The 23,425-nt window shown below is 69.1% G+C and carries 26 protein-coding genes and 1 tRNA gene; 7 read left to right on the top strand and 20 right to left on the bottom strand.

Annotation, left to right across the window (positions count from 1 at the left end; translation table 11 throughout):
- Positions 1-98: 98 nt before the first annotated feature.
- Complete coding sequence (locus FM111_RS13640) at positions 99-2,600, bottom strand: FtsK/SpoIIIE family DNA translocase (protein WP_087141472.1); 2,502 nt, start codon at positions 2,598-2,600, stop codon at positions 99-101.
- A 175-nt stretch (positions 2,601-2,775) separates the two neighbouring features.
- Here FM111_RS13640 and FM111_RS13635 point away from each other — a divergent pair, with 175 nt between their 5' ends.
- Positions 2,776-4,029, top strand: coding sequence for a UbiH/UbiF/VisC/COQ6 family ubiquinone biosynthesis hydroxylase (locus FM111_RS13635; protein WP_087141471.1), 1,254 nt, complete (start codon positions 2,776-2,778; stop codon positions 4,027-4,029).
- A 39-nt stretch (positions 4,030-4,068) separates the two neighbouring features.
- Here the strand turns inward: FM111_RS13635 and FM111_RS13630 are convergent, their stop codons facing one another.
- From FM111_RS13630 to FM111_RS13595, 9 genes are all read right to left on the bottom strand, one after another.
- On the bottom strand, positions 4,069-4,260 hold the full coding sequence (locus FM111_RS13630; protein WP_087141470.1) for a hypothetical protein: 192 nt from the start codon (positions 4,258-4,260) through the stop codon (positions 4,069-4,071).
- Entirely contained in the window at positions 4,257-4,460 is a 204-nt protein-coding gene (locus FM111_RS13625) for a hypothetical protein (protein WP_087141469.1), read from the bottom strand. Before FM111_RS13625 ends, FM111_RS13630 begins: the two co-directional genes overlap by 4 nt.
- Positions 4,457-4,600, bottom strand: a complete 144-nt coding sequence (locus FM111_RS16410) for a hypothetical protein (protein WP_179205109.1) — start codon at positions 4,598-4,600, stop codon at positions 4,457-4,459. Before FM111_RS16410 ends, FM111_RS13625 begins: the two co-directional genes overlap by 4 nt.
- A gap of 105 nt (positions 4,601-4,705) precedes the next feature.
- Complete coding sequence (locus tag FM111_RS13620) at positions 4,706-4,900, bottom strand: Trm112 family protein (RefSeq protein WP_003166576.1); 195 nt, start codon at positions 4,898-4,900, stop codon at positions 4,706-4,708.
- 124 nt (positions 4,901-5,024) lie between these two features.
- Positions 5,025-5,684, bottom strand: coding sequence for an LON peptidase substrate-binding domain-containing protein (locus FM111_RS13615; RefSeq protein ID WP_087141468.1), 660 nt, complete (start codon positions 5,682-5,684; stop codon positions 5,025-5,027).
- 10 nt (positions 5,685-5,694) lie between these two features.
- A complete protein-coding gene (gene trxA / locus FM111_RS13610; RefSeq protein WP_087141467.1) occupies positions 5,695-6,594 on the bottom strand; it encodes a thioredoxin in 900 nt (299 codons plus the stop codon).
- Between the two features lie 211 nt (positions 6,595-6,805).
- Positions 6,806-7,249 carry a hypothetical protein gene (locus FM111_RS13605; protein WP_143276125.1) on the bottom strand — a complete coding sequence of 148 codons (444 nt, stop codon included), beginning with the start codon at positions 7,247-7,249 and terminating at the stop codon, positions 6,806-6,808.
- Positions 7,250-7,384: 135 nt separating this feature from the next.
- Positions 7,385-9,151, bottom strand: coding sequence for a hypothetical protein (locus FM111_RS13600; protein WP_087141465.1), 1,767 nt, complete (start codon positions 9,149-9,151; stop codon positions 7,385-7,387).
- 144 nt (positions 9,152-9,295) lie between these two features.
- Complete coding sequence (locus FM111_RS13595; RefSeq protein WP_087141464.1) at positions 9,296-10,162, bottom strand: pepsin/retropepsin-like aspartic protease family protein; 867 nt, start codon at positions 10,160-10,162, stop codon at positions 9,296-9,298.
- Positions 10,163-10,237: 75 nt separating this feature from the next.
- Between FM111_RS13595 and FM111_RS13590 the strand changes: the two genes are divergently transcribed.
- Positions 10,238-10,759: a PadR family transcriptional regulator gene (locus tag FM111_RS13590; protein ID WP_087141463.1), complete on the top strand. Its 522-nt coding sequence runs from the start codon at positions 10,238-10,240 to the stop codon at positions 10,757-10,759.
- 15 nt (positions 10,760-10,774) lie between these two features.
- Here FM111_RS13590 and FM111_RS13585 read toward each other — a convergent pair whose 3' ends face one another.
- Entirely contained in the window at positions 10,775-11,332 is a 558-nt protein-coding gene (locus FM111_RS13585) for a prolyl-tRNA synthetase associated domain-containing protein (protein WP_087141462.1), read from the bottom strand.
- 90 nt (positions 11,333-11,422) lie between these two features.
- On the opposite strand from FM111_RS13585, the gene FM111_RS13580 reads away from it, so the two are divergent.
- Positions 11,423-12,163 carry a DUF6065 family protein gene (locus tag FM111_RS13580; RefSeq protein ID WP_087141461.1) on the top strand — a complete coding sequence of 247 codons (741 nt, stop codon included), beginning with the start codon at positions 11,423-11,425 and terminating at the stop codon, positions 12,161-12,163.
- A 154-nt stretch (positions 12,164-12,317) separates the two neighbouring features.
- Here the strand turns inward: FM111_RS13580 and FM111_RS13575 are convergent, their stop codons facing one another.
- From FM111_RS13575 to FM111_RS13560, 4 genes are all read right to left on the bottom strand, one after another.
- Positions 12,318-12,869, bottom strand: a complete 552-nt coding sequence (locus tag FM111_RS13575; protein WP_373407979.1) for a CC0125/CC1285 family lipoprotein — start codon at positions 12,867-12,869, stop codon at positions 12,318-12,320.
- Between the two features lie 88 nt (positions 12,870-12,957).
- Positions 12,958-13,590, bottom strand: a complete 633-nt coding sequence (locus FM111_RS13570) for a LysE family translocator (protein ID WP_087141459.1) — start codon at positions 13,588-13,590, stop codon at positions 12,958-12,960.
- A 75-nt stretch (positions 13,591-13,665) separates the two neighbouring features.
- The gene (locus FM111_RS13565; protein ID WP_087141458.1) at positions 13,666-14,202 is read right to left on the bottom strand and encodes a hypothetical protein; all 537 of its coding nucleotides are present in this window, start codon (positions 14,200-14,202) and stop codon (positions 13,666-13,668) included.
- Between the two features lie 96 nt (positions 14,203-14,298).
- Positions 14,299-14,769: a translation initiation factor IF-2 gene (locus FM111_RS13560; protein WP_256968303.1), complete on the bottom strand. Its 471-nt coding sequence runs from the start codon at positions 14,767-14,769 to the stop codon at positions 14,299-14,301.
- Between the two features lie 117 nt (positions 14,770-14,886).
- Here FM111_RS13560 and FM111_RS13555 point away from each other — a divergent pair, with 117 nt between their 5' ends.
- Complete coding sequence (locus FM111_RS13555) at positions 14,887-16,227, top strand: PQQ-dependent sugar dehydrogenase (protein ID WP_087141456.1); 1,341 nt, start codon at positions 14,887-14,889, stop codon at positions 16,225-16,227.
- Positions 16,228-16,248: 21 nt separating this feature from the next.
- Here FM111_RS13555 and FM111_RS13550 read toward each other — a convergent pair whose 3' ends face one another.
- On the bottom strand, positions 16,249-17,478 hold the full coding sequence (locus FM111_RS13550) for an argininosuccinate synthase (protein WP_087141455.1): 1,230 nt from the start codon (positions 17,476-17,478) through the stop codon (positions 16,249-16,251).
- 191 nt (positions 17,479-17,669) lie between these two features.
- On the bottom strand, positions 17,670-18,869 hold the full coding sequence (gene metK / locus FM111_RS13545) for a methionine adenosyltransferase (RefSeq protein WP_087141475.1): 1,200 nt from the start codon (positions 18,867-18,869) through the stop codon (positions 17,670-17,672).
- 196 nt (positions 18,870-19,065) lie between these two features.
- Here metK and FM111_RS13540 point away from each other — a divergent pair, with 196 nt between their 5' ends.
- Positions 19,066-19,290 carry an oxidoreductase gene (locus FM111_RS13540; protein WP_087141454.1) on the top strand — a complete coding sequence of 75 codons (225 nt, stop codon included), beginning with the start codon at positions 19,066-19,068 and terminating at the stop codon, positions 19,288-19,290.
- 63 nt (positions 19,291-19,353) lie between these two features.
- Here FM111_RS13540 and FM111_RS13535 read toward each other — a convergent pair.
- From FM111_RS13535 to hemC, 3 genes are all read right to left on the bottom strand, one after another.
- Positions 19,354-19,429: transfer RNA gene (locus FM111_RS13535), tRNA-Thr, on the bottom strand.
- Positions 19,430-19,476: 47 nt separating this feature from the next.
- Complete coding sequence (locus FM111_RS13530) at positions 19,477-20,172, bottom strand: uroporphyrinogen-III synthase (protein ID WP_087141453.1); 696 nt, start codon at positions 20,170-20,172, stop codon at positions 19,477-19,479.
- Between the two features lie 4 nt (positions 20,173-20,176).
- Positions 20,177-21,133: a hydroxymethylbilane synthase gene (gene hemC, locus FM111_RS13525; RefSeq protein WP_179205107.1), complete on the bottom strand. Its 957-nt coding sequence runs from the start codon at positions 21,131-21,133 to the stop codon at positions 20,177-20,179.
- A gap of 47 nt (positions 21,134-21,180) precedes the next feature.
- On the opposite strand from hemC, the gene tsaD reads away from it, so the two are divergent.
- A complete protein-coding gene (gene tsaD / locus FM111_RS13520) occupies positions 21,181-22,317 on the top strand; it encodes a tRNA (adenosine(37)-N6)-threonylcarbamoyltransferase complex transferase subunit TsaD (RefSeq protein ID WP_143276123.1) in 1,137 nt (378 codons plus the stop codon).
- A 42-nt stretch (positions 22,318-22,359) separates the two neighbouring features.
- Positions 22,360-23,358: an NAD(P)H-dependent glycerol-3-phosphate dehydrogenase gene (locus FM111_RS13515; RefSeq protein WP_087141452.1), complete on the top strand. Its 999-nt coding sequence runs from the start codon at positions 22,360-22,362 to the stop codon at positions 23,356-23,358.
- Positions 23,359-23,425 lie beyond the last annotated feature (67 nt).

Raw genomic sequence — 23,425 nt, 5'->3', positions numbered from 1 at the left:
AGTCGACGCTTAAACGCCTCACGTCCTCAAGCAGCGAGCCGCCGCGCGGCGAGCGATAGCGCCCGGCGGCAAAGCCGCCGCCTCGGCGGAGCCGACAGTCAAACCATAGGAGGCGGCCCGGCCAGCACCTCGCGCTTGCCGGCGTGGTTCGCCGGGCTGACGACGCCTTCCTGCTCCATGCGTTCGATCAGGGTGGCGGCGCGGTTGTAGCCGATCTGCAGACGGCGCTGGACGTAGGAGGTCGAGGCCTTTCGGTCGCGCGTGACCACGGCCACGGCGCGATCATACAGGTCGTCTCCGGTGCCGCCGCCTTCATCGCCATAGGCGCCGTCGCCGTCTCCGTCCGGCTCGTCGGTGATCAGATCGAGGTATTCCGGCTCGGCCTGGGCGCGCAGGTGTTTGCAGACCTCCTCGACCTCCTGATCGCCGACGAAGGGGCCGTGCAGGCGGGTGATGCGTCCGCCGCCCGCCATGTAGAGCATATCGCCCTGACCCAGCAGCTGCTCGCCGCCCTGTTCGCCCAGGATGGTGCGGCTGTCGATCTTCGACGTGACCTGGAAGGAGATCCGGGTCGGGAAGTTGGCCTTGATGGTGCCGGTGATGACGTCCACCGACGGGCGCTGGGTCGCCATGATCAGGTGGATGCCCGCCGCGCGCGCCATCTGGGCCAGACGCTGGACAGCGCCTTCCACATCCTTGCCGGCGACCAGCATCAGGTCGGCCATCTCGTCCATGACCACGACCAGATAGGGCATGGGCTCGGGGCGGATCTTCTCGCTCTCGTAGACCGGACGGCCCTGTTCGTCGAAGCCGGTCTGGACGGTGCGCTCGAAATGCTCGCCCTTTTCCTGGGCCTCGCGGGCGCGGTCGTTGTAGCTGGCGACGTTGCGCACGCCGAGCTTGGACATCCGGCGATAGCGGTCCTCCATCTCGCGCACGGTCCATTTCAGGGCGACGACAGCCTTCTTGGGATCGGTCACGACCGGCGCCAGCAGGTGCGGGATGCCGTCATAGACCGACAGCTCCAGCATCTTGGGGTCGATCATGATGAAGCGGCACTCGGCGGGCGAGTGGCGATACAGGATCGACAGGATCATGGCGTTGACCCCGACCGATTTGCCCGAGCCGGTGGTGCCCGCGATCAGCAGGTGAGGCATCCGCGCCAGATCGGCGACGTAAGGCTCGCCGCCGATGGTTTCGCCCAGGGCCAGCGGCAGCAGATGGCTCTTCTTGTCGTATTCGCCGGACGCCAGCAGGTCGCGTAGGAAGACGGTCTCGCGCTTGGCGTTGGGCAGTTCGATGCCGATGGCGTTGCGGCCCTGAACCACGCTGATGCGGCAGGCGCGGGCCGACATGGAGCGGGCGATGTCGTCGGCCAGGGCCACGACGCGGCCGTGCTTCACGCCGGGCGCGGGCACCAGTTCATACAGGGTGACGACGGGGCCGGGGCGGATCTGGTCGATCTGGCCGCGCACGCCGAACTCCTGAAGCACGCCCTCCAGCATCTTGGCGTTGGCCTTCAGCGACTCCTCGTCGACGGCGCCGCCGCGCTGGCCGGGCTTGGCCAGGATGCCCAGCGGCGGCAGCTCGAAGCCGCCCTCATTGGCGAAGTCGAAGGCCTGTTGGTCGGTATCGCTGCGCACGGGCTTGGGCGCTTTGACGGCCGCCACCTTGGGCTCGTTCGACTTGGGCGCTCGGGCTGAAGGCGGGGCGATGGGGGCCGGGGCCGCATCCTCCCACGGCGGGGTGTAGGCGTCGGCTTCATCGGCGTATCCGTCTGCATCGTCGTATGCGTCTGCGGCGGGCGTAAAGGCGGCCTGAGGCTGAACGGGCGCGGCGAGAGGGCCGTCGGCCTCTATCTCGTCGGCGTCGGGCAGGCGGTGACGCGGCTTGCGGGCGGCGGTTTCAGCCACGGCGCGCGGCGCCTTGCCCGGCTTGGCGGCCTTGGCGGGTTTCGACCCCTTGGCGGCGCGGGCTTCGGCGCCCTTCTGGGCGGCCCAGCCGGCGGTGTCGGTGAAGTCGCGCAGGCGCAGGCCCACGGTGTAGGCCAGGCTCCACAGCGCCAGAACCAGGAACAGCACGCCCAGGATGATGCGCGCGCCCGGCACCTTCAGCGCGCCCAGTCCATTGGCGGCCAGGCCGGTGACGGCGTCGCCCCATAAACCGCCCATGCCCGCCGCCAGCGGCCATTTCGCGGGCGCCGCCGGGGCCGACAGGGCGGCCGACAGCAGCAGCACGCCCACGACGGCGCAGAAGACCTTGAACGGCGTCGGCTGCAGCCGGTGCTGCAAGGCGTCGCCGATCGCCACAGCCAGTCCGAAGGCGATCAGCAGCAGGACGGCGGGCCAGGCGGCCAGCCCCAGCGACTGCATGACCAGATCGGCGAAGGTCGCGCCGGCGCCGCCCAGCCAGTTGGTCGGCGCCTGGATCGAGGCGGCGTTCCAGCTGGGATCCGCCGGGTTCCACGAGATCAGGGCCACCAGAAGCAGGGCGGCCAGCATGGCCTGCAGCACGCCCCTGAACCGCACGGCGAAGGGCGCCGCCCAGACGATGCGGGCGGTGCTCCAGACGCGTTGGCCGAGCGCGAGGGCGGCGGACATGAAGGCGGACCCCCAGAAACGGGATTCTAAACAGGACTCTCGCCCTTACTGCCTCGCATAAGGTTAAAGCTGCATTTACCAGCTTGGCCTTTGCGGACGGAGATGAGCCCTTATGTCCCATGGCGGAGGCGGGCTGCTGGTAGCGTGACGCGCGATACGGGCCTAGAACGACACCATGAGCGGATCGGACGACTACGACATCATCATCGCCGGCGCAGGCCTGGTCGGGGCGACCTTTGCGCTGGCGGCGGCGCAGGGGGGCCTGCGCTCCGTCATGGTGGACCCTCAGCCGTTCACAGCCCAGCTGGCGCCGACCTTTGACGGGCGGGCGACGGCGATTTCCTACGCCAACTTCCGCATGTTGAAGGCGCTGGGGCTGGGTGAGGCGCTGGAGCCTCACGCCTGCCGCATGGACCGCATTCTGGTAACGGACGGCCGCCGTCCCGGCGCCGCCAGCCGCAAGCCCTCAGCCGCCTATATCCGCTTTGACGCGGACGAGATCGGCGACCGCAATGGCGGCGAACCGCTGGGCTATATGGTCGAGAATCGTCGCCTGCGCGTCGCCTTGGCTGAAGCTGTCGAGGCCAGAGGCCTGGAGGTCCGCGCCCCCGCCGCCGTGGCCGATGTGGCGGTCGGGCCGGGCCGGGCGACGGTGACGCTGAAGGACGGTTCGACCTTGTCGGCGCCGCTCGTGATCGGGGCCGAGGGCCGCAACTCGACCGTGCGCCGCGCGGCGGGCATCGACGTCTTCGGCTGGACCTATCAGCAGAGCGGCGTGGTTTGCACCGTCCGCATGGAGAAGCCGCACGGCAACGTCGCCCATGAGTATTTCCTGCCGGACGGTCCCTTCGCCATCCTGCCGCTGACGGAAAACCGGGCCAATCTGGTCTGGACCGAGAGCACCCGCCGGGGCGAGGCCCTGCGTTCGGCCTCGGACGAGGCTTTCCACGCCCATCTGACGCGCCGGTTCGGCGATTTTCTGGGCGGGTTGACGATCGAGGGGCCGCGCTTCGTCTATCCCCTGTCGCTGCAACTGGCCGAGAGTCTGACCGCGCCGCGCATGGCCATCATCGGCGACGCGGCCCACGGGGTGCACCCGGTGGCGGGGCAGGGGCTGAACATGGGTCTGAAGGACGTCGCCGCCCTGTCGGAGGTGCTGACCGAGGCCGCGCGCATCGGCGAGGATATCGGCTCGGAACTGGTGCTGGAGCGCTACGCCCGCTGGCGCCGGTTCGACAACGCGGCGCTGGCGGCAGGCTTTGACGGCTTCGTGCGGCTGTTCTCCAACGACATCGCCCCGGTGCGGCTGGCCCGCGATCTGGGCATGGCGGCGGTCAACCGCATCGCCCCCCTGCGCCGCGCCTTCATGCACGAGGCCGGCGGGGCGACGGGAGACCTGCCCCGCCTCCTGCGCGGCGAGAGCTTGTAAGAGGGCCTACCGGGCTTTGCGCTAAGTCAGCTGCTCGGCTCAGTCGTGGGTGTGTAGCAGCACGTCGGCGTCGTCGCGGCGGTCGGCTTCTTCCACCGCGCAGCGCAGGGCTGAGGCCCGGTTCTGGAACAGGCCGAAGAAGAGCCCGTCCGAGGAGGTCAGGCGCCAGACGCGGCCCAGGCGGCGAATCTCGAACAGGACGGGCCGGGCCTTGGCGCGAGCGGCGCTCATGAGCGGGGCTCGATCGGGTTCAGCCCGTCAGCCTGACGCTGCAGCTGGCGTGCGATGTGCACGGCGGCCTCGCGGTCCTTGAAGGGGCGGGTGGCGCAGTCGTCCAGGGTGACGCACCAGCCGCCGTCGCGGGCGACGACGCCATAGGCGCGGTGGCGATGAGGGGCGGCGGGGCGCCCGTCGGGATAGCCGCTCATCATCGCGGGCGGCTCCCGTTGCGGGGCGTGCAGCCGAGATAGAGGGCCAGCACGGTCTGGGCCATGCGCCAGACGCTGGGGGCGGCGGGTTCGGTCGGGCCTGGGCGGCTCAGCGACTGGTTCAGCAGGGCGCGGCGGCTCATGGGGGGCTCCTTCATGAGACGAAGAAACACCCGAGGGCCATAAGGGCGCGATGAGGAAACCGGGCCGCCGCCTAAGCGCGGCGTAAGGGTTCGGCGCCCTGACGATCAGTCCAGCGGGCGGGCGTCTTCGGCCAGCATGATCGGCACGCCGTCGCGGATGGGGAAGGCCAGCTTGGCGCCCGCCGAGACCAGTTCATTGCGCTCGCGGTCATAGGTCAGGCGGCCGCGCGTGACCGGACAGACCAGCACTTCCAGCAGGCGGGGATCGACCGAGACGGGGGTGTTGAAGGCGTCGCTCATTATTTTAAGTGCCCTATCGCTCGCGCCGCGGGCGCTCGCTGCTTGAGGGCGTCGGGCGCCCGGATGGCTGCCGTGCGGAGCGGCTGTGTGGTGGCGGCGTTTTACCGTCTGGCGTTTGCGGATGCTACTGCATTGCTGGACCGGGTTCGTCGTCGTCGGGAGCGACGGCTTCGATGCGCAGGAGGGCGGTCAGGGCCGCTTCGCGCTCGGTCAGGGTCAGGGCTTCCAGCAGGGCCTGTTTCTCGGGCGGATCAAAGGGCAGGGCCATGGCCAGGCTGTTGACCAGGGCTTCCTGCGGCGCGGCGCGGGCGGTGTCCCAGTCGATGTCCATGCCGCGTCCCGCCAGATAGGGCGCCAGGGCCGAGAGGAAGGGCTGGCGGTCGAAATCCTCGGTCGGGTCCGGGGCGCGCAGGTCCGACTCATAGGGCAGGAAGTCGACCCGCGCCTGGCGATAGGGGGTGCGGACCTGCATTTCGGTCGCCACGGCGAAGCGGCACACCCCGGTCAGGGTGATCAGATAGCGCCCGTCCGAGGTCTCGGCGAAGCTGGTGATCCGCCCGGCGCAACCGACGCGGGTCAGGGGCGGGCGTAGGCCTGCGGGGCCGACCGGCTGGATCAGGCCGATCATCCGGTCGCCCGCCATGGCGTCGTCCACCATGTTCAGATAGCGCGGCTCAAAGATGTTCAGCGGCAGCTGCCCTCGCGCCAGGAGGATGGATCCCGGCAAGGGAAACACCGGGATCACCTGGGGAAGTTCGCTGGCCTTGACGTAGCCCTGAGCCATGATCGCGCCGTTAGGAGAACAGGATGGAGGACAGGCGTCGTCGTCCGTCGCGGGCGACTTCGCTGGTCGGGCCGGCGGCCTCGAAAACGGTCAGCAACTGCTTGCGCGCGGCCTGGTCGTTCCACTCGCGCTCAGCCTGGACGATGGTCAACAGGTGGTCGACCGCCCCCTTCAGATCGCCCGCCGAGGCCAGGGCCTGGGCCAGGTCGAAGCGGGCCTCGTGGTCGTTCTTGTTCGCGGCCAGCCGGGCTTCCAGCTCGGCGGTCGCGCCGGTCGGGGCGGCCGAGGCTAGCGACAGCTGGGCGCGCACGGCCTGAACCGTCAGCTCGGTGGAATCGGCGGGGGCCATGGCGATGGTCTGGGCCGCCTGTTCGGCGTCGCCTTCGGCCAGATAGACGCGGGCCATGCCGGCGATGGCCTTCTGATTGTCCGGCTCCATCGTCAGCACATGGGCGAAGGCCTGGGCGGCGCCGCCCAGATCGCTGAGGCCCAGCGATTCCTCACCCAGCGACAGCAGTTGCTCGACGTCGGTGTTGACGCCTTCGCCGCCGGTCAGTTTGTCGATGAAGGCCTTGATCTGGCTGTCGGGAACGGCGCCCTGGAAGCCGTCGACCGGCTGGCCGTTGACGAAGGCGTAGACGGTCGGGATCGACTGCACCCGCAACTGGCCCGCATAGGCCGGGTTGGCGTCGACGTCGATCTTGACCATCTTCACCGCCCCCTTGGCGGCGCGCACGGCCTTTTCCAGAGCGGGGCCGAGAGTCCGGCACGGCCCGCACCAGGTCGCCCAGAAGTCGACGATGACCGGCTGATGCTTCGAGGCCTCGATCACGTCGGTCATGAAGGAGGCGTCCGTGCCGTCCTTGATGAGGTCGGGCGGGGTGGTCAGGGACGGGTCGGCGAAGGTCATGGTCGGGTCCGCAAGGCAAGACGAAGGAAGGTAACGGATCAGATGGCGTCGGGATGCCTCGCCATCAAGCCGAAAGCGCGCCTTGCCGCAGGCGAAGGCGAGGAGAGCGGAAAAAACAGAGTCCAATTCGTCTGAATCGTCTGAAATCCGTCACCGATCAGTGGGAAGTCAGCCTCTGATAGTGGACGGGTGTGTCAGAAGCGGGCGCCCGTCAGCGCCTGGCTAGACGCGGGATGGCCCAGGCCATGAAGTCCACGTCGGTCTTGAAGGCAGGGGTTGTCATTTCGACGCCATCACAGGCCATGGCGAGCACAGATGAAGAGACGTCCGCAGCATCGCCGGGTTCGACGCCGAGGTTTTCCGGCTTAACGGAGCGAAGAACCGTCCCATCTCGAGTCTTCACTTCCAAGCCAGCCAGAGAAGTACGGTTTGCTTCACAATCTATCGCCACCCTCGTCAGGGCGTAACCGCCAAGGTGGGCCAGGGCGCCATTATTGACCGCAGCGACTGTGACGATGCGATGGTGACGCGGGCCGGTGATATCGGCTGTGTTGACCGCCAGAAGTGCGTTCCCCGGATCGTCGATGACATGCCTCCAGGCGCCGCTGGTAGGTTCGGTCGCCACCAGCATCGATATCCAGAGCCATCCCACCATGTCCGCGACCTCCCTCGTGCTGCGGAATGGTTGCATAACACAGGTTTGTGTGTAGGGGGCGGTTTTCGACCGGTGCGGGGTTGAGACCGAGAGGGCGGATAGGATGTGTCTCGCTTCGGCGGTAGGAGACGAAGCCTACAGCCGATCCATCCGCAGCCAGCGGGCGTCGCCCAACCAGGCGGTCTTGAGGGCCTGGTCGGCGGCGGCGGCTTCGGCGGCGCGGCCCTGGGCGGCTTCGGCGCGGGCCAGGCCGTAGAGTGCCCAGCCGTTGTTCGGCGTCTGGGCCAGGGCCAGGCGGAAGGCGTCGGCGGCCAGGTCCGGACGCCCGGCCTGATAGAGGGCCGCGCCCAGCGACTGATGCACCGGATAGTACCAGAAGGCGGGCTCCATATAGGGCAGGGCGGCCTCCAGATCGGCGGCGCGACGATAATGCTCCGTCGCCTCGGCGGGGCGGCCGCGCGCCATGGCCATGCGCCCGTAAGCCACGGCCTCGGCCAGGGCCAGAAGATCGGGCGCGGGCACGCCCTGGGCGACCATCTCGGCCAGGGCGGGGGAGGCCTTCAGCGCGTTCAGGGCCGCCATTTCACGGTCGAAGCTCTTCTGATCGCGCAACTGGGCGTGGGCGACGGCGCGGGCGTAATGGCGCATGGCGGCGGCGTAGGGCAGGCGGGCGTCGGGCGCGGGCGCGGCCAGGACGGCGCGCGGTTCGGCGAACTGGGCCAGGGCCTGATAGGGGGCGGCGTCGATGACCTGGACCCAGGCGATGCGGGCCGAGGTCTCGGGGTCCAGCACGGTGCGCAGGCGCCGCGCTTCGCGCAGGGCCGTCTCCATATCGCCGGCCATCTGGGCCGAGGCGACGATGAAGTGGATGTTGTGCGGATAGTAGCCGTAGCGGACCAGGCTCTCGTCGTTGGTGTCGCGGATGAAGGCCTCGTCCGCCCGCGCCGCTGCGATGTTCAGGCGCATGGCCTCGGCGTAGCGGCCGCGCCGCAGATAGATGTGGCCGGGCATGTGCACCAGATGGCCCGCGCTGGCGGGACGCGCGGCGGCCAGGCGGTCGGCCGCCGCCTCGGCCCGCGCGGGATCGGCGGCCTCCATCAGGTGAATATAGAGGTGGGCCGCCTGCGGATGGTCGGGGCTGCGGTCCAGGACGGTCTCGATTAGGCGGATCGCCTCGCCGGTGCGGCCGATCGGGGTGCGCTTGTCCGCCTCCCAATAGTTCCAGGGCGTGGTGTCCATCGCCGCCTCGGCGGCCAGGACGGCGATGTCGTCGTTGTCGGGAAAACGGCGCGCGGCGACCAGCATGGCGTCGGCGTAGGCGGCGTCCAGGGCGGCGCGGTCCGCCGCCGGATCGTCGGAGTATCGCAGGCCCAGGGCGTCGATCAGCGCCTGCTCGTGCGGCGCGGCTCCGGCGCTCAGGACCAGGGCGCGGTTCAGGGCCTTGAGCGCCGCCGCCCGGTCGCGTTCGTCCATCGGAGCGTTGATGTTGGGGCCCAGGGCCATGGCCTCGCCCCACCAGCAGGCGGCGCATTCGGGATCGCGGCTCTGCGCCTCGCGGAAGGAGCGCACGGCCCCGGCGTGGTTGAAGCCGTAGGCCAGCGTCAGCCCCTGGCTGAAATAGGCCTGGGCGCCGGCGTCGTCGGTCGTCGCCTTGAACGGCGAGGTCGTCAGGTCGGGATAGAGGGGGATGGGCTGGGCCTGACTGGCGGGCGCGGCGACGGCCGAGGCGACCAGCAGGCTGCGGGCCAGGGCGCCGCCGCCTGAACCCGGCCCGCAGACGCCGCCGAACAGACGCTCAAGGCGCAGCGCCGTTGCGGCGTCGGACGCGGGGAGGGCGGTCATCGGCCCGGCCAGCACCAGACCCGCTCCGCCCACGGCGAAGGCTTTCCAGAACAGTCTCATGCACCGTCCCCTTCCAGGGCCTGACGCGATGAACGTCCGCCGCACAGGCGCGCGTGATGAAGTCGAGAACGGCGATATTACGCCTTGCCGCCTTCCTTAGACAGGGTGATTCCGGGAAACGGGACTTTCCAGGGCAGGTCTTGCTCAGCGCGCGGAGGGCTCTTTCGCCACGACCCAGGTGCGGCGCGCCACGGGATCGAACATCAGCTTTAACTGGCGCAGGACCGGCATGCCGATATTGGGACGGCCCCCGGCGATGAAGCGGATGCGGGGGTGAGGGATCGTCAGGCCCGCGACGGAGACGTCGCCGTCAAGGCGAGCTTCGTAGACGTCTTGGGCGCCGGCGGCGGAAACGGCGCGGCCGATAACGACGGGCGCGGCTTCGAGGGGAAGGTCGTCGGCCATGCTCAGCGGCAGCAGGAAGTCGCTGTTGTTGCCGGTGTCGAGAATGGCGGCGATCGCCCGCCCCTCCACCTGAATGTCGAGTGAGGGCAGGGCGGCGCCGTCGTGGCCCAGATAGGGGAAGCCTTCTCCGGCTTTCGGGGCCTCGTCCGGGGCGAACAGAGTCAGGCGGCTCTTGGCCAGATCCATCATGACATATTGGCCGGGAAAGCTGTTCGGTCCGATGATGGCGACTTCATTGGGGTGGTTGAAGGCCATGGCGGTGGCGCGTGCGTCCTGGATCGGGGTTCCGCCGAGGCTGGCGTCGGCGATGAAGGTCTCGAACCCTGGCACCGGCTTGCCGGTGCTGCCGTCGATGGAGCGGGAGCCGCCCCTGTTCTCCAGACCGAGTTTTTCAGCGACGCCCATGTCGATGACATTGCCGTTGGTGCCGGTGTCGAAAACGGCAGGCAGGGGAGGGTTGTCGCCAATGGTCAGCATGACCAATACACGATCATTGGACTGAAAGAGGCTGATCGTCGGGCGCTGCGTCTTGGACTGTGCGAGCGCATGGGAGGGGACGGCGAATACGATGGCAGCGAGCGCTAGATGGAAGAACGGGGAACGCATGGACAACCTCTCAACTAATAGTACGATTAGTACTATCAAGCGGATCGCGGTCAAATGACAAAACCTTCACATGGCTTGAGCGAGCTGGAGGGCGCCGTCCTTTCGGAGATTCATCACCGCCACAATCGGACCGCCTTCAAGGTGAGGAGGGCCTTCCAGACCTCCCCGTCCATTGAGTGGAGCGGCAGCGCAGGCGCGGTCTATCCCGCTATTCGGCGCCTGGTCGCGGCGGGGCTGATCGAGAGCAGCCCGATCACCACTGGCCGCAAAGGCAGTCTTCTGGTGCTGTCGGAAGAAGGCGTGGCGGCCGTGGAGGCCTGGGTTTGTGATCCGGTGCGGGCGACCAGCGTCGGCGTCGATCCCTTCAGACTGCGCGCGGGCCTGTGGCGGACGTTAGCGCCCGCCAGGCGGGCCAAGGCGTTGCGCGATCTGAAGCAGACTGTCGACGTAGAGCTGAAACGGCTGACCGCCTCGATCGACGAGTTGGATCCCGTCGAGCAGGCTCGCAGCGAGTGGTCGATCCAGCTGCAGATGATGCGACTGCGCTGGCTGGAGGCTCAGGCCGATTCCGGAGGCGAGGTGGTGCAGTCCGAGTAAGGGCTGGGGCGGCCCTCAGTCCAGGGCGCCGAAATCCACGACGAGCGGCTCGCGGTCCAACTGGGCCAGCACGCGGCGGAAGCTGTCCTGGCTCAGCGCAGTGGTCGCCGTATTGGCGAGGGGGTGGAAGTTGACGACAGCGGCCTCCCACAGGCGGCGGTCCAGAACGAAGGTGACGCGGCGCTCCGTGTCGTTGATCAGGCCCAGGGCCGTGACCGAGCCGGGGCGCACGCCGAGGGTCTCCCACAGCAGGGTCTCATTGCCGAAGGACAGGCGGTCCGAGCCCATGGCGCGGTGGGCGCGCTTCAGGTCGATGACCGTGTCCTGGGCCGCCGAGATCAGCCACAGGCGGCCCTTCTTGTCCTTGAGGAACAGGTTCTTGGTGTGCAGGCCCGGCAGGTCGGCCTTGAGGTCCAGCCCCTCCTCGACGCGGAAGACGGCCGGGTGGTCGTGGGTGGCCTGTTCGATCCCGTGCTCGGCCATCCAGGCCAGCAGGCGGGCGCGGTCATACGCGGGCGCGGGGGCGGGCGAAGTCAGGGCGGCGGAGGCCTGGTTGGCGGCGATGGCGGTCATCTCGGTCTTGTCGGGCGGGCGGCGGGGGCGATAGGGGAGGAACAGACCCTCGTCATCACCCCCCTGTTCGTCAAGTTTGGGAGCCGCGTCTTGGAACTGGAATGTTATCCGATGAACGCTCGGCCGTGCGATCTCGTGCCGGGCCGCCAGTCGCGCAACTGGATGGACGCCTTCGCCAGCCGTCACCCCTATCGCTGTCTGCCGCTGACCATGGCCAACACCACAGGGTGGGAGATCCTGTGCCCGTTCGGCTTCACGGCTGAGTGGAACGGCGGGCCGTCGCAGACGGACATCAAGATCACGCCGGACCGGCCGCAGCCGGAGCTGGATCACTTCGTCACCTCGCACTTCTCACGCGGGGTGCTGACCATGCACCCGCAGTATCTGTTCCGCACGCCGCCGGGCTGGGGGCTAATCGCCCAGGGCTCGCCCAACCACGTCAAGGACGGCATCCAGCCGCTGAGCGGCCTGATCGAGACGGACTGGCTGCCGTTCCCCTTCACCATGAACTGGATCTTCACGCGGCCGGGGCGGATCAAGTTCGAGAAGGGCGAGCCCTTCTGCTTCATCCTGCCGGTCGAGCATCGCAAGGTGGAGCAGTTCGAGCCGGTGATCCGTTCGCTGGAGTCCAACCCCGGCATGAAGGGGCAGTTCGAGGCCTGGAACCGATCGCGCACCGATTTCAACACCCGCCTCGCCTCGGGCGACCCCGACGCGGCCAAGGAGGCGTGGCAGCGCTTTTACTTCAAGGGCGAGGTGCCCGAGGCCCTGGGCACGGCCCCGGCGACCCACGCGAACAAGCGCCGCCTGAAGAATCCGCGCATCGGCTGATGCAAGCCGCTTGATGCAGAAACGCCCGCCTCCGTCGCCGGAAGCGGGCGTTGTCATGTCTGGCGCCTCTCGCTGCTTAAGCGGCGAGCGACGTAGCTCGCAGCAAGGGCCGCTCAAGCAGCGAGCCGCCGCGCGGCGAGCGTTAGCGGCCTACTTAGGAAGCCGGACGAGTCACGCGCGGGCTGAGGTTGCGGATGACCTCGCGGGCGTCGAAGGCGTTGACGTCGCCGGCGGGCTTGGCGCCGCGGCCCATGACGATCTCGGCCGTGGCCTCATAACGGTCGACCTGGCGGATATCGCGGTCCCGGCCCCAGTACGGATCCCAGGTGCTCCAGTAGCCGCGCTGGTAGAAGCGCCAGGACGGACCCCAATAGGGGCCGTAGCGGTCGTAGTAGAAGGGATCCGGCGTCGTGTAGAACCGGGTGTCGCGGTCCGTGGCGCGGGTCACGGTGGCGAACCAGTCGTAGCCGTTCTCGACCGTCAGTTCGGCCGAGCGCAGCAGCAGGGACATTTCGACCTGGTCGCGCGAGGTGACCGAATTGCCCGAGAAGCTGACGGCGTAGCGGTTGGACTCCAGGCGCTGCTCGGCATAGCCGCCCTGACCCTTCGAGCCGGCCGGCTGATAGGGGGTGGCCGTCGCGCAGGCGCCCAGGGCGAGCGCGCCCGCCAGGGCGATCAGCACCGGGGTTTTGCGAAGCTTCATCATGGAAAACTCTCCTTGAGCGCTCATTGAACGCCCGTCGGTCTGAACGGGGGGTGAATGGTCAAGTTCCGAACCGCCCATCGCGCGCCCATCACAGACGCGAGACGATGAGGACGGCGGCGAGGAGCAGAAGGCATCCGACCACAATGCCGAAACCCTTGCGGAAACGCGGCGCGGTCATCTGTCGCGCCAGGGCGGCCCCGCCCAGGCCGTAGGCGCACATCGACAGGCCGTCCATGCCGACGGTGGTCACGGCGAACAGGGCCAGTTGGGGCGCCAGCGGGCGGTTGATGTCCAGGAAGGGCGGCAGGACGGCGGTGAAGAACAGGATGGCCTTGGGGTTGGCGATCTGGACCATGAAGCCGTCGACCAGGGCGCTGCGCCCGCGCTTGACCTCGATGTGCGCCGGTTCGGCGGCGGTGGCGAAGGCGCCGCGCAGGGCCTTGATCCCGAGCCAGGCGACATAGAGGGCGCCGAGGACGGCGATGACGCGGAACACCTGGGGGAAGGCGATCACCAGGGCGCCCAGACCCAGGGCGGCGGCTCCGAACCACACCAGGGTGGCGGTGTTCATGCCCAGGACGGCGGTCAGGGCGGCGGCCTTGCCCTTCTCCATGCCGGTGGCGACGGCGAAGATGTTGGCCGGGCCGGGCGTCACCGCCATCACGGCCATGACGCCGAGAAAAGCCAGGTACAGATGCGGATCGACAGGAAGCGCGGCCATAAGGCCCTTTCGGGCGCAAGCGGGCTCAGGTCAAGCCGGGTTTTGGGTCAGCCAGTCCCGCTCAGCCAGTCCCGTTCAGGCGGGGCAGGGGACCGGGCCGTCGGAGTCCAGCGGCGGCGCCGCCAGGGCGGTCTCCTCCAGCGCGTCCAAGGCCAGGTCGAAGCCGTACTGGGCCACCAGGCCGTAGGTGACCATCTGTTCGGGGTCGATCTGGGCCCAGGCGCCGTTGGTCGTCAGACCGTGAACCACGGGTTCGACTTCGGCCATGGCTTCGCGAACGATGGCTTCGACGTCGATCTCGGCCAGGGCCGCCTCGGCGATCTGACCGGCCTGACGCGTGGCCTCGGCGGTGAAGTCGACGACGTGGGGCTGATAGTCGGACCACAGGGCCGCGACGCGCAGGCCCTTCTGGGTTTCGGTCAGGTCGGGATCGGCCTGGATGCGCTCGGCGCGGGCGCCGAACTCCTCCATCTTCTGCTCGAAGACGGCGGCGGCGGCTTCCAGACGGGTCTCGGCGGGGGTCTTCTGCTCTTGGGCCACGGCGGTCGAGACCGGCAGCAGGGCCAGGGCGGCGGCCAGGGAAAGCGAGGCGAGGGGGAGGGCGCGGGTCATGACGAAGCTCCTTCGGCGGACGCCGCGCAGGGTCCGCCGAAGGAGGGCTCGGCTCAAGTGAAATCGCGGTAAGGCGCGATCTCGCGCTCAGGCGTCTTAGTCGACGGCGGGCGGGGCCGGCGGGGCGGCCAGGGCGCCTTCAATGGCGGTGCGGATTTGGGCGGGCACGCCGCGCAGCTGAGCCGAGGCGCCGTCAGCGGCCGCCAGAATTTCGGCCTTCTTGTCAGCGTTCTCAGGCTTCTCGGCCATGACGCGCAGGAAGGCGCCGTATTCGTCGGCGAAGGCGGCGAACTTGGGCTCGTACTGGTTCAGGACCGCGTCGGTGCGGGTCTTCTTGGCCGCGGCGTCCAGGCTGGCGTCGTCCATGATCGTCTCAAGCTCGGCGCCCATGCGCTCGGCCTCGGCGTTGAAGGCTTCGCCCTTGGCCGCGAAGGCGGCTTCCTCGGGCGAGAGAGCGGGCTGGGCGGTGATCGCCGGGGCGGGCGGCGGCGGGTCCTGAACGGCGGCGAAGGCGGGGGCGGCGAACAGGGTCAGCGCCGCGGCGGCGGCGAGGGGAAGACGGTTCAACGGAGAACTCCGGCTGGCGACGGCCGAAGCCGTCAAGAAGGGTACGCCGGACGATCGACCGGAGATGGCCGCAAGTTGGCCTTGCCACCGGGCGAGCGCAAGCGTCAGCATGGAGGAATGAAACCGACTCCGCGCGCCGCCCCCGCCTTCACCATCGCCCTCTCCGCCGCCTTGGCCTCAGCCCTGGCGCTGACGGTCGGCCTGGCGCCGGGCGACGCCCGCGCTCAGGCGGGCGCGCGGAGCTACGCCGTCGAGGGCGACTGCGACGGGCGTCCGGCGACCGGGGTGCGGATGGCGCCCGGCTATTGTCTGGGGCTGGTGTGGCAGGGCGGCGGGCAGGAAGGACCGCGGATGCCGCGCGGCCTGATGCCTCTGGAAGGCGGCGACTGGCTGGTCACGGACCTGGGCGCCTGGGAGGCGGGCAAGGGGGCGGTGTGGCGGCTGTCGTTCGCGGCGGACGGCAGCGCGCGCTGGCGGCGGCTGGCGGGCGGCCTGTCCATGCCGCACACGGTCAAGCGCGGGCCGGACGGGCGCATCTATGTGTCCGAGATGAACCGCATCCTGACGCTGGACCCCGACGCCGCCGATGCGCAGGCCAGCGTCCGCACCGTCATCGGCGACCTGCCGGACAACCGGCTGCACGACAACCGCCACCCGCTGTCCAGCTTCGTCTTCGACGGGAACGGCGACCTGCTGGTCAATGTCGGGGCGCCCAGCGACCGCTGTCTCGATGCGGCGGGCAAGCCGAAGGTCGATGCGCGCGGAGCCTGCACTGAGGATGCAGCGACGGCGCAGGTGCGGCGTCACGCCTATCTGGGGAACGGCCGCTGGGCTGAGGACAGCAGCGTCTTCGCCTCAGGCTTGAGGAACTCCATCGCCCTGGTGCGGCACCCGTCGGGCACGGTGCTTCAGGCCGAGAACTCCGTCGATCTGGACACGCCGAACCATCCCTATGACGAGGTGAATGTCCTGAGACAGGGGCGTCATTACGGCTGGCCCTATTGCGTCGATCTGGCCACGCCCCTGCCGGGCTGGCCCGCAGCCCAGGCGCGCTGTGGGGAGCGCGAGAAGCCGATCGCCCTGTTGCCGCCGCATGCGGCGCCGCTGGACCTGATCTATTACGAGGGGGCGATGTTCCCCGAGCTACAGGGACGGCTGCTGATGACCTGGCACGGTTTCCGCCGCGCGGCCGGGCGTATCGTGGCGGTCGAGACGGATGAAACGGGGCGGCCGCTGACCGACATCGGCGGACGCTACGCCATCTATCCGCGCGGGGCGCTGTCCTATCCGGCGGGGGCGCCCAGCGTGAACGGCAAGGTGCTGACGCCCGGCTGGGACAAGATCGCCGGGCGCCATCCGCGCGGCTCGCCGGTGACGATGGCGACGGCGTCGGACGGCTCCATCTGGGTCACGGATGACAGAAGCCGGGCGATCCTGAGAATCGCCCGGCCCCGGTAGGCTTGGATTTCAAGAGGGCGTTTAGCCCTTCTGGCCGTCCCGCTTGGCCAGGACGCGCAGGCGCAGGGCGTTCAGTTTGATGAAGCCCTCGGCGTCCTTGTGGTCATAGGCCTGGACGCCTTCCTCGAAGGTCACGAGGTCCTGGTCGTACAGGCTGTTGGGGCTTTCGCGGCCGATGATGGTGATGTTGCCCTTGTAGAGCTTCACGCGGACCGTGCCCGAGACCTTCTGCTGGCTGTGGTCGATGGCGGCCTGAAGCATCTCGCGCTCGGGGCTGAACCAGAAGCCGTTGTAGATGAGCGAGGCGTATTTCGGCATCAGCTCGTCCTTCAGGTGCATGGCGCCGCGATCGAGCGTGATCGACTCCATGCCGCGATGGGCGGCCAGCAGGATGGTGCCGCCCGGGGTCTCATAGACGCCGCGCGACTTCATGCCGATGAAGCGGTTCTCGACCATGTCCAGACGGCCGACGCCGTTGTCGTGGCCCAGCTGGTTCAGCTTGGTCAGCAGGGCGGCGGGCGACAAGGCCTCGCCGTCGATGGCGACCGGATCGCCCTTTTCATAGGCGATGGTGATGACGGTCGGCGTGTCGGGCGCGGCTTCGGGCGAGATGGTGCGCTGGTGCACGAACTCGGGCGCCTCGACGGCCGGGTCTTCCAGCACCTTGCCCTCGGACGAGGAGTGCAGAAGGTTGGCGTCGACCGAGAAGGGGGCCTCGCCGCGCTTGTCCTTGGAGATCGGGATCTGGTGCTTCTCGGCGAAGTCCAGCAGGGCCTCGCGGGACTTGAAGTCCCATTCGCGCCACGGGGCGATGACGCGGATGTCAGGCTCCAGCGCATAGTAGCCCAGCTCGAAGCGGACCTGATCGTTGCCCTTGCCGGTGGCTCCGTGACAGACGGCGTCGGCGCCGACCATGCGGGCGATCTCGATCTGGCGCTTGGAGATCAGCGGGCGGGCGATCGAGGTGCCCAGCAGATACTGGCCCTCATAGACGGTGTTGGCGCGGAACATCGGGAAGACGAAGTCGCGCACGAACTCTTCGCGCAGGTCGTCGATGAAGATGTTCTCGGGCTTGATGCCCAGCTTCAGCGCCTTCTCCTTGGCGGGGGCGAGCTCTTCGCCCTGGCCCAGGTCGGCGGTGAAGGTCACGACCTCGGCGCCGTATTCCTCCTGAAGCCACTTCAGGATGATCGACGTGTCCAGCCCGCCCGAATAGGCGAGGACGACTTTCTTGGGGGCGGGCTTGCTCATCGGTCGGTGAATCCTTTCAGGAGGCGCAAGGGTCAGGAGACGCGCGGGGAGGCGTTCGGCGCGCTTAAAGGACCAGACGCGCCGCGATGCAAGGGCGGGATTGGAGCGCGGGCGCCCCAATGCGTCGAGGGCGCCGCGAACTGATCCGCGACGCCCTCGTTTCAGGCTGGATTTTCAGCCGCTTAGAGGCGTCAGGCCGCCAGGGCCTTGAGGGCGTCGACCAGGTCGGTCTTTTCCCAGGAGAAGCCGCCGTCGGCGTCCGGCGTGCGGCCGAAATGGCCATAGGCGGCGCTGCGTCGATAGATGGGCTTGTTCAGGCCCAGATGCTCGCGGATGGCGCGCGGCGAGGCGCCGCCGATCAGCTTGGGCAGTTCGGTTTCCAGCACCGCCTCGTCGATCTTGCCCGTGCCGTGCAGGTCGACGTGGACCGACAGGGGCTTGGACACGCCGATGGCGTAGCTGATCTGGATGGTGCAGCGGTCGGCCAGGCCCGCAGCGACGACGTTCTTGGCCAGGTAGCGGCAGGCGTAGGCGGCCGAGCGGTCGACCTTGGTCGGATCCTTGCCCGAGAAGGCGCCGCCGCCGTGCGGGGCCGCGCCGCCGTAGGTGTCGACGATGATCTTGCGCCCGGTCAGCCCGGCGTCGCCGTCCGGCCCGCCGATGACGAAGGTGCCGGTCGGGTTGATGTGCCATTCGGTGTCGGCGGTGATGAAGCCTTCCGGCAGCACCTGCTCGACATAGGGCTTCACGATGGCCGCGACCTGATCCTGGCTCAGATTGGCCTTGTGCTGGGTCGAGACGACAATGGAGGCCGCACGCACCGGACGGCCGTTCTCGTAATAGAGGGTGACCTGGCTCTTGGCGTCGGGCTCCAGGCCCGGCTCCCGGCCCGAGTGACGGGCGTCGGCCAGGGCCTTCAGGATGTTGTGGCTGTATTGCAGGGTGGCCGGCATCAGCTCGGGCGTCTCGTTCGAGGCGTAGCCGAACATGATGCCCTGGTCGCCCGCGCCTTCGTCCTTGTCGGCGGCCGCATCGACGCCCTGAGCGATGTGGGCCGACTGCGGGTGCAGGTTGTTCTCGAAGCGGAAGGTCTTCCAGTGGAAGCCGTCCTGCTCATAGCCGATGTCGCGCACCACGCCGCGCGCGGTCTCTTCGATCTCTTGTTCGACGCCGGGCGCCCAGTGGCCTTCCGTGTCCATGATGCCCTTGCCGCGGATCTCGCCGGCCAGCACCACCAGATTGGTCGTCGTCAGAGTTTCACAGGCCACCCGCGCTTCGGGATCCTTGGACAGGAACAGATCGACAATGGCGTCCGAAATCTGATCGGCGACCTTGTCGGGATGGCCTTCCGAGACGCTCTCGGAGGTGAAGAGGAACGACGAACGGGCCAAGGCAGGCTCCTGCGTGACGATAAGGCCGCCAGACATATAAAGATATGCTTATACGTGCAAGGCGGCTTCTGTCGTGGGGGCGACCTCTCGGGTTGAATATCCTTGATGCGACTTCTCCAAAGCGTCGCACTTTCAAGCGCCTGTCTGTCATCAATCTTCGGCAAGGGGACGGCGACTGAAGGTTGGGAGCGCGCCCATGGACGTCTTCTATTGTCTGATCCACACGCCCGAGGCGATCACGCCGGAGCTGTGCGTCCTGCCCGGCGCCACCGAGGTCGAGGCCGTGCGAGGCCTGACCGAAGTCGCGCGCGACTGGCCGCGCCTGGAGCGCATCGACCTCTATCGCGGCAACCACGAGGTCCGTAGCTTCGCCCCGTCCGACCTCGCGCTGGTTCGGCCTATCCGCGCCCTGGCCGCCTGACGTTCAGGCATGAGGATGCGCCGTCTGAGGCGTGGGGGCGATACTGAAGGGCGAAGAGAGAAGTGGTGCCGCTTAGGTGACTCGAACACCTGACCCCCTCATTACGAATGAGGTGCTCTACCAGCTGAGCTAAAGCGGCCCCGGCGTCGTCCGCGCATGGAGGCGCGAGCGAGCGAGGAGGGCTCTTTATACGGGAGCGGCAGGCTTGCCAAGAGCCGATAGCATCGCTGGTTCGTCCGGGGCGGCGGCGATGCGAATTTCGGCGAAATCGAAGGGGCGCAGGGGCGCGGCGGCGGCTTCGGAGATGCAGATGGCGACGCGGCCGGATGCGGCGGCGCGGGGCAGGTGGGCCGCCAAGGCGCGGGCGGCGCGAGGCGAGTGGAGCATGACGGCGTCGAAGGTTTCGGGAGCGGGCGTATGGGTCTCGAAGGCGGCGTAGACGGGCAGGCGCTGGACCGGGCGGTCGGGCAGCAGGGCGGGCAGGTCGCCCGCCGGTTCGCGGGCGCCGGGCGCCAGCAGCGGGCCGGGCGGGGCTTCGGCCGCGATCAGGCGGGCCAGGGCGTGGATGTCGCCGGAGGCCGAACGCACGTTGGCGAAGCCCGCGGCGTGGGCGGCTTCGGCGGTGGCGTCGCCGACGGCGAAGACCGGGTGGTTGCGGAAGCGCGGGATCAGCGGGGCGAAGGCCTCGACGCCGTTGGGGCTGGTCAGGGCGAGGGCGGCGACGGCGGCAGGGTCAGGCGCGGCGTCGAGGGCGCCGGGCAGGGGGGCGAGCGTCAGCAGGGGCGCGATGAGCGGTATGAAGCCCAGCGCCGCCAGCCGGTCCGCCGTGCGGGCGGCGCCCGGTTCGGCGCGCGTGACCCAGACGCGGCGGATCGGCGTCATGGCCCTAGAGCGCGATCTTCTGGTCGCCGGCGACGGCCTGAATCTGGCCGCCGAGGTCGAGGCCCAGGGCGCGGGCGGCGGCGTGGCCCGTGACAGGGTCGACGTCGGCGGCGATGTCGCCTGAGCGGGTCCAGCGGCCTGAACCGTCGGGGCTGAGCATTTCAGTGCTGAGGTGCAGGCGGCCGTCCGCGATATGGGCGTAGGCGCCGATGGCGGTGCGGCAGGAGCCTTCCAGCGCGGCCATGGCTCCGCGCTCGGCGGCGACGGCCAGGGCGGTGGGGGCGTGGTTGAGGGCGCGGGTCCAGGCGGCGTCGACGTCGCCCTCGCGCGTCTGCAGGGCCAGTGCGCCCTGGCCCGGCGCGGGCAGGAAGGCGTCCAGCGGCAGGCGCTGGCGGATGACCTCGCCGAGGCCCAGGCGGTTCAGGCCCGAACAGGCCAGCAGGATGGCGTCGAAGTCGCCGTCGCGCAGGCGCTTCAGCCGGGTGTCGACGTTGCCGCGCAGCATCTCGATGTTGAGGTCGGGACGCAGGGCCAGCGCCTGCGCCTGACGACGCAGCGAAGCGGTGCCGAAGCGGGCGCCCTGCGGCAGGTCGGCGAAGGTCGCGTAATGGTCGCTGATGAAGGCGTCGCGGGGGTCTTCGCGCTCGGGCACGGCGGCGATGGCCAGGCCGGGGGGCTGTTCGGCGGGGACGTCCTTCATCGAGTGGACGGCGACGTCGACGCGGCCGTCGAGCAGGGCTTCCTCGATCTCCTTGGTGAACAGCGCCTTGCCGCCGATTTCGAGCAGGCGGCGGTCCTGGATGCGGTCGCCGGTGGTGACGATCTCGACCAGGGGCACCAGGGTTTCGACCTCGGCGTCGGGCACGCCCAGGGCGCGGCCGATGGCGCGCTGCATCATGCCGGACTGGGCCAGGGCCAGGCGCGAACGCCGGGTGCCGATGCGGAGGAGGGGTTCAGTCACGTCGAGACGCCGTTGCGAAAGAGGGGGCGGGTCGCTAACTCCGCCCAATGAAGATGGACGCGGACTATAGCAGGGCGACGGACGGAGCAACCGAACGGCGGTCGGACGGATTGACCGTGCTGGGCCTGGAGACCAGCTGCGACGAGACCGCCGCCTCGGTGGTGCGGCTGTCGGCGGCGGGCGCCGAAGTGCTGTCCAGCGTCATTCACAGCCAGATCGACGACCATGCGGCCTATGGCGGGGTGGTGCCGGAAATCGCCGCCCGCAGCCATGTGGAGATGATCGACGGCGTGACGCGTCGGGCCATGAGCGAGGCCGGGCTGGACTGGAGCGCGCTTGACGGCGTGGCGGCGACGGCGGGGCCGGGGTTGGTCGGCGGGGTCATGGTGGGCCTCAGCTACGGCAAGGCGGCGGCGCTGGCGCGCGGGCTGCCGCTGATCGCGGTCAACCATCTGGAAGGTCATGCGGTGTCGGCGCGGCTGGGGGCGGAGACGACCTATCCCTTCCTGCTGCTGCTGGTGTCGGGGGGCCACTGCCAGCTGCTGGAGGTGCGCGGCATCGGCGACATGAGCCGGTTGGGCACGACCATCGACGACGCGGCGGGCGAGGCCTTCGACAAGATCGCCAAGGCCATGGGGCTGGGTTATCCGGGCGGCCCGGCGCTGGAGAAGCTGGCGGCGTCCGGCGACGGGTCGCGGTTTGAGCTGCCGCGGGCGCTGCTGGGGCGCAAGGACTGCGACTTCTCCTTCTCAGGGCTGAAGACGGCGGCCTCGCGGCTGGCCCAGACCTGCGAGACGGAACAGGACAGGGCCGATCTGGCCGATGCGGTTCAGAAGGTGATCGCGCGCCAATTGGCCGAACGCACTGAGCGGGCGATGAAGGATTACGCCGAGGCACACGAACATCGCCTGTTCGTGGTGGCGGGCGGGGTCGCGGCGAACAAGACGATCCGGCGGACGCTGGAGGATCTGGCGGCCAAGCACGGCTTCGCCTTCCTGGCGCCGCCGATGGCCTATTGCACCGACAATGCGGCGATGATCGCCCTGGCGGGGGCCGAACGGCTGGAAAAAGGGCTGACCTCCGACATCGATGTCGCGGCCCGGCCGCGATGGCCTCTGGACGAGACGCGCGCGAGCGTTGATCCTGTGCACAAGAAAACGGGCCGCAAGGGCGCCAAGGCTTAAAGCGGCTTGGCTCTCGGCGGGGGTCGGGGGACCGGAGAAGACATGGAATTCCATACGGCAGGCGTAATTGGCGGCGGCGCCTGGGGCACGGCCCTGGCGCAGAGCGCGGCGGCGGCGGGTCTGGCCGTCGTCCTGCAGGCGCGCGAGCCCGAGGTGATCGAGAGCATCCGCGCGCGCCGGATGAACGACGCCTTCCTGCCGGGGATCGAGCTGGATTCGGCCATCAACGTCACTTCGGACCTGGCGGACCTGGCCGACTGCGATCTGATCCTGGCCGTGCCGCCCGCCCAGCACATGCGGGCGACGCTGACGGCCTTTGCGCCCTACGCGCGTCCGGGCCTGCCGATTATCCTGTGCTCCAAGGGAATTGAGCGCGGCTCGCTGAAGCTGATGACGGACGTGCTGGCCGAGACGATTCCGTCGGCGACGGCTGCTGTGCTGTCGGGGCCGAGCTTCGCCGCCGAGGTGGCGCGGGGCCTGCCCAGCGCCGTGACCCTGGCCTGCGCCGATGCGGCGATGGCCGAGGCTCTGGCGGGCGCCCTGTCGGGGCCGGTCTTCCGCCCCTATTACGCCGACGACCTGATCGGGGCCGAGACGGGCGGGGCGCTGAAGAACGTGCTGGCCATCGCCTGCGGCATCGTCGAGGGCCGCGAGCTGGGCCGCAGCGCTCACGCCGCCGTCATCACCCGCGGCTACGCCGAGATCGTCCGCGTGGCCACGGCCCTGGGCGGCAAGGCCGAGACGGTGGCGGGCCTGTGCGGCGTCGGCGATCTGGTGCTGACCTGCTCCAGCCCGCAATCGCGCAACATGAGCCTGGGCCTGGCCCTGGGGCAGGGCTTGAGCGTTGAGCAGGCGCTGGAAGGCAAGCGCTCGGTGGCCGAGGGCTATGAGAGCGCGCCGGCCGTGCGCGAACTGACGCGCAAGTTGGGCGTCGATACGCCGATCTGCGAGGCGACGGCGGCGGTGCTGGCGGGCGAGCTGACGGTGGATCAGGCGATCGAGAGCCTGCTGACCCGTCCGTTGAAGCCCGAGCGCGAATAGCACACCTCATTTCCGCTCATCCCCGCGGAGGCGGGGACCCAGTGCTTTGGCACTAAAGCGCTTGCAT

This window comes from Brevundimonas diminuta 3F5N (assembly GCF_900163625.1).
In the GTDB taxonomy this organism is placed as follows: Bacteria; Pseudomonadota; Alphaproteobacteria; order Caulobacterales; family Caulobacteraceae; genus Brevundimonas; species Brevundimonas diminuta_A.
This window is presented reverse-complemented; position numbering and strand designations above follow the sequence as displayed.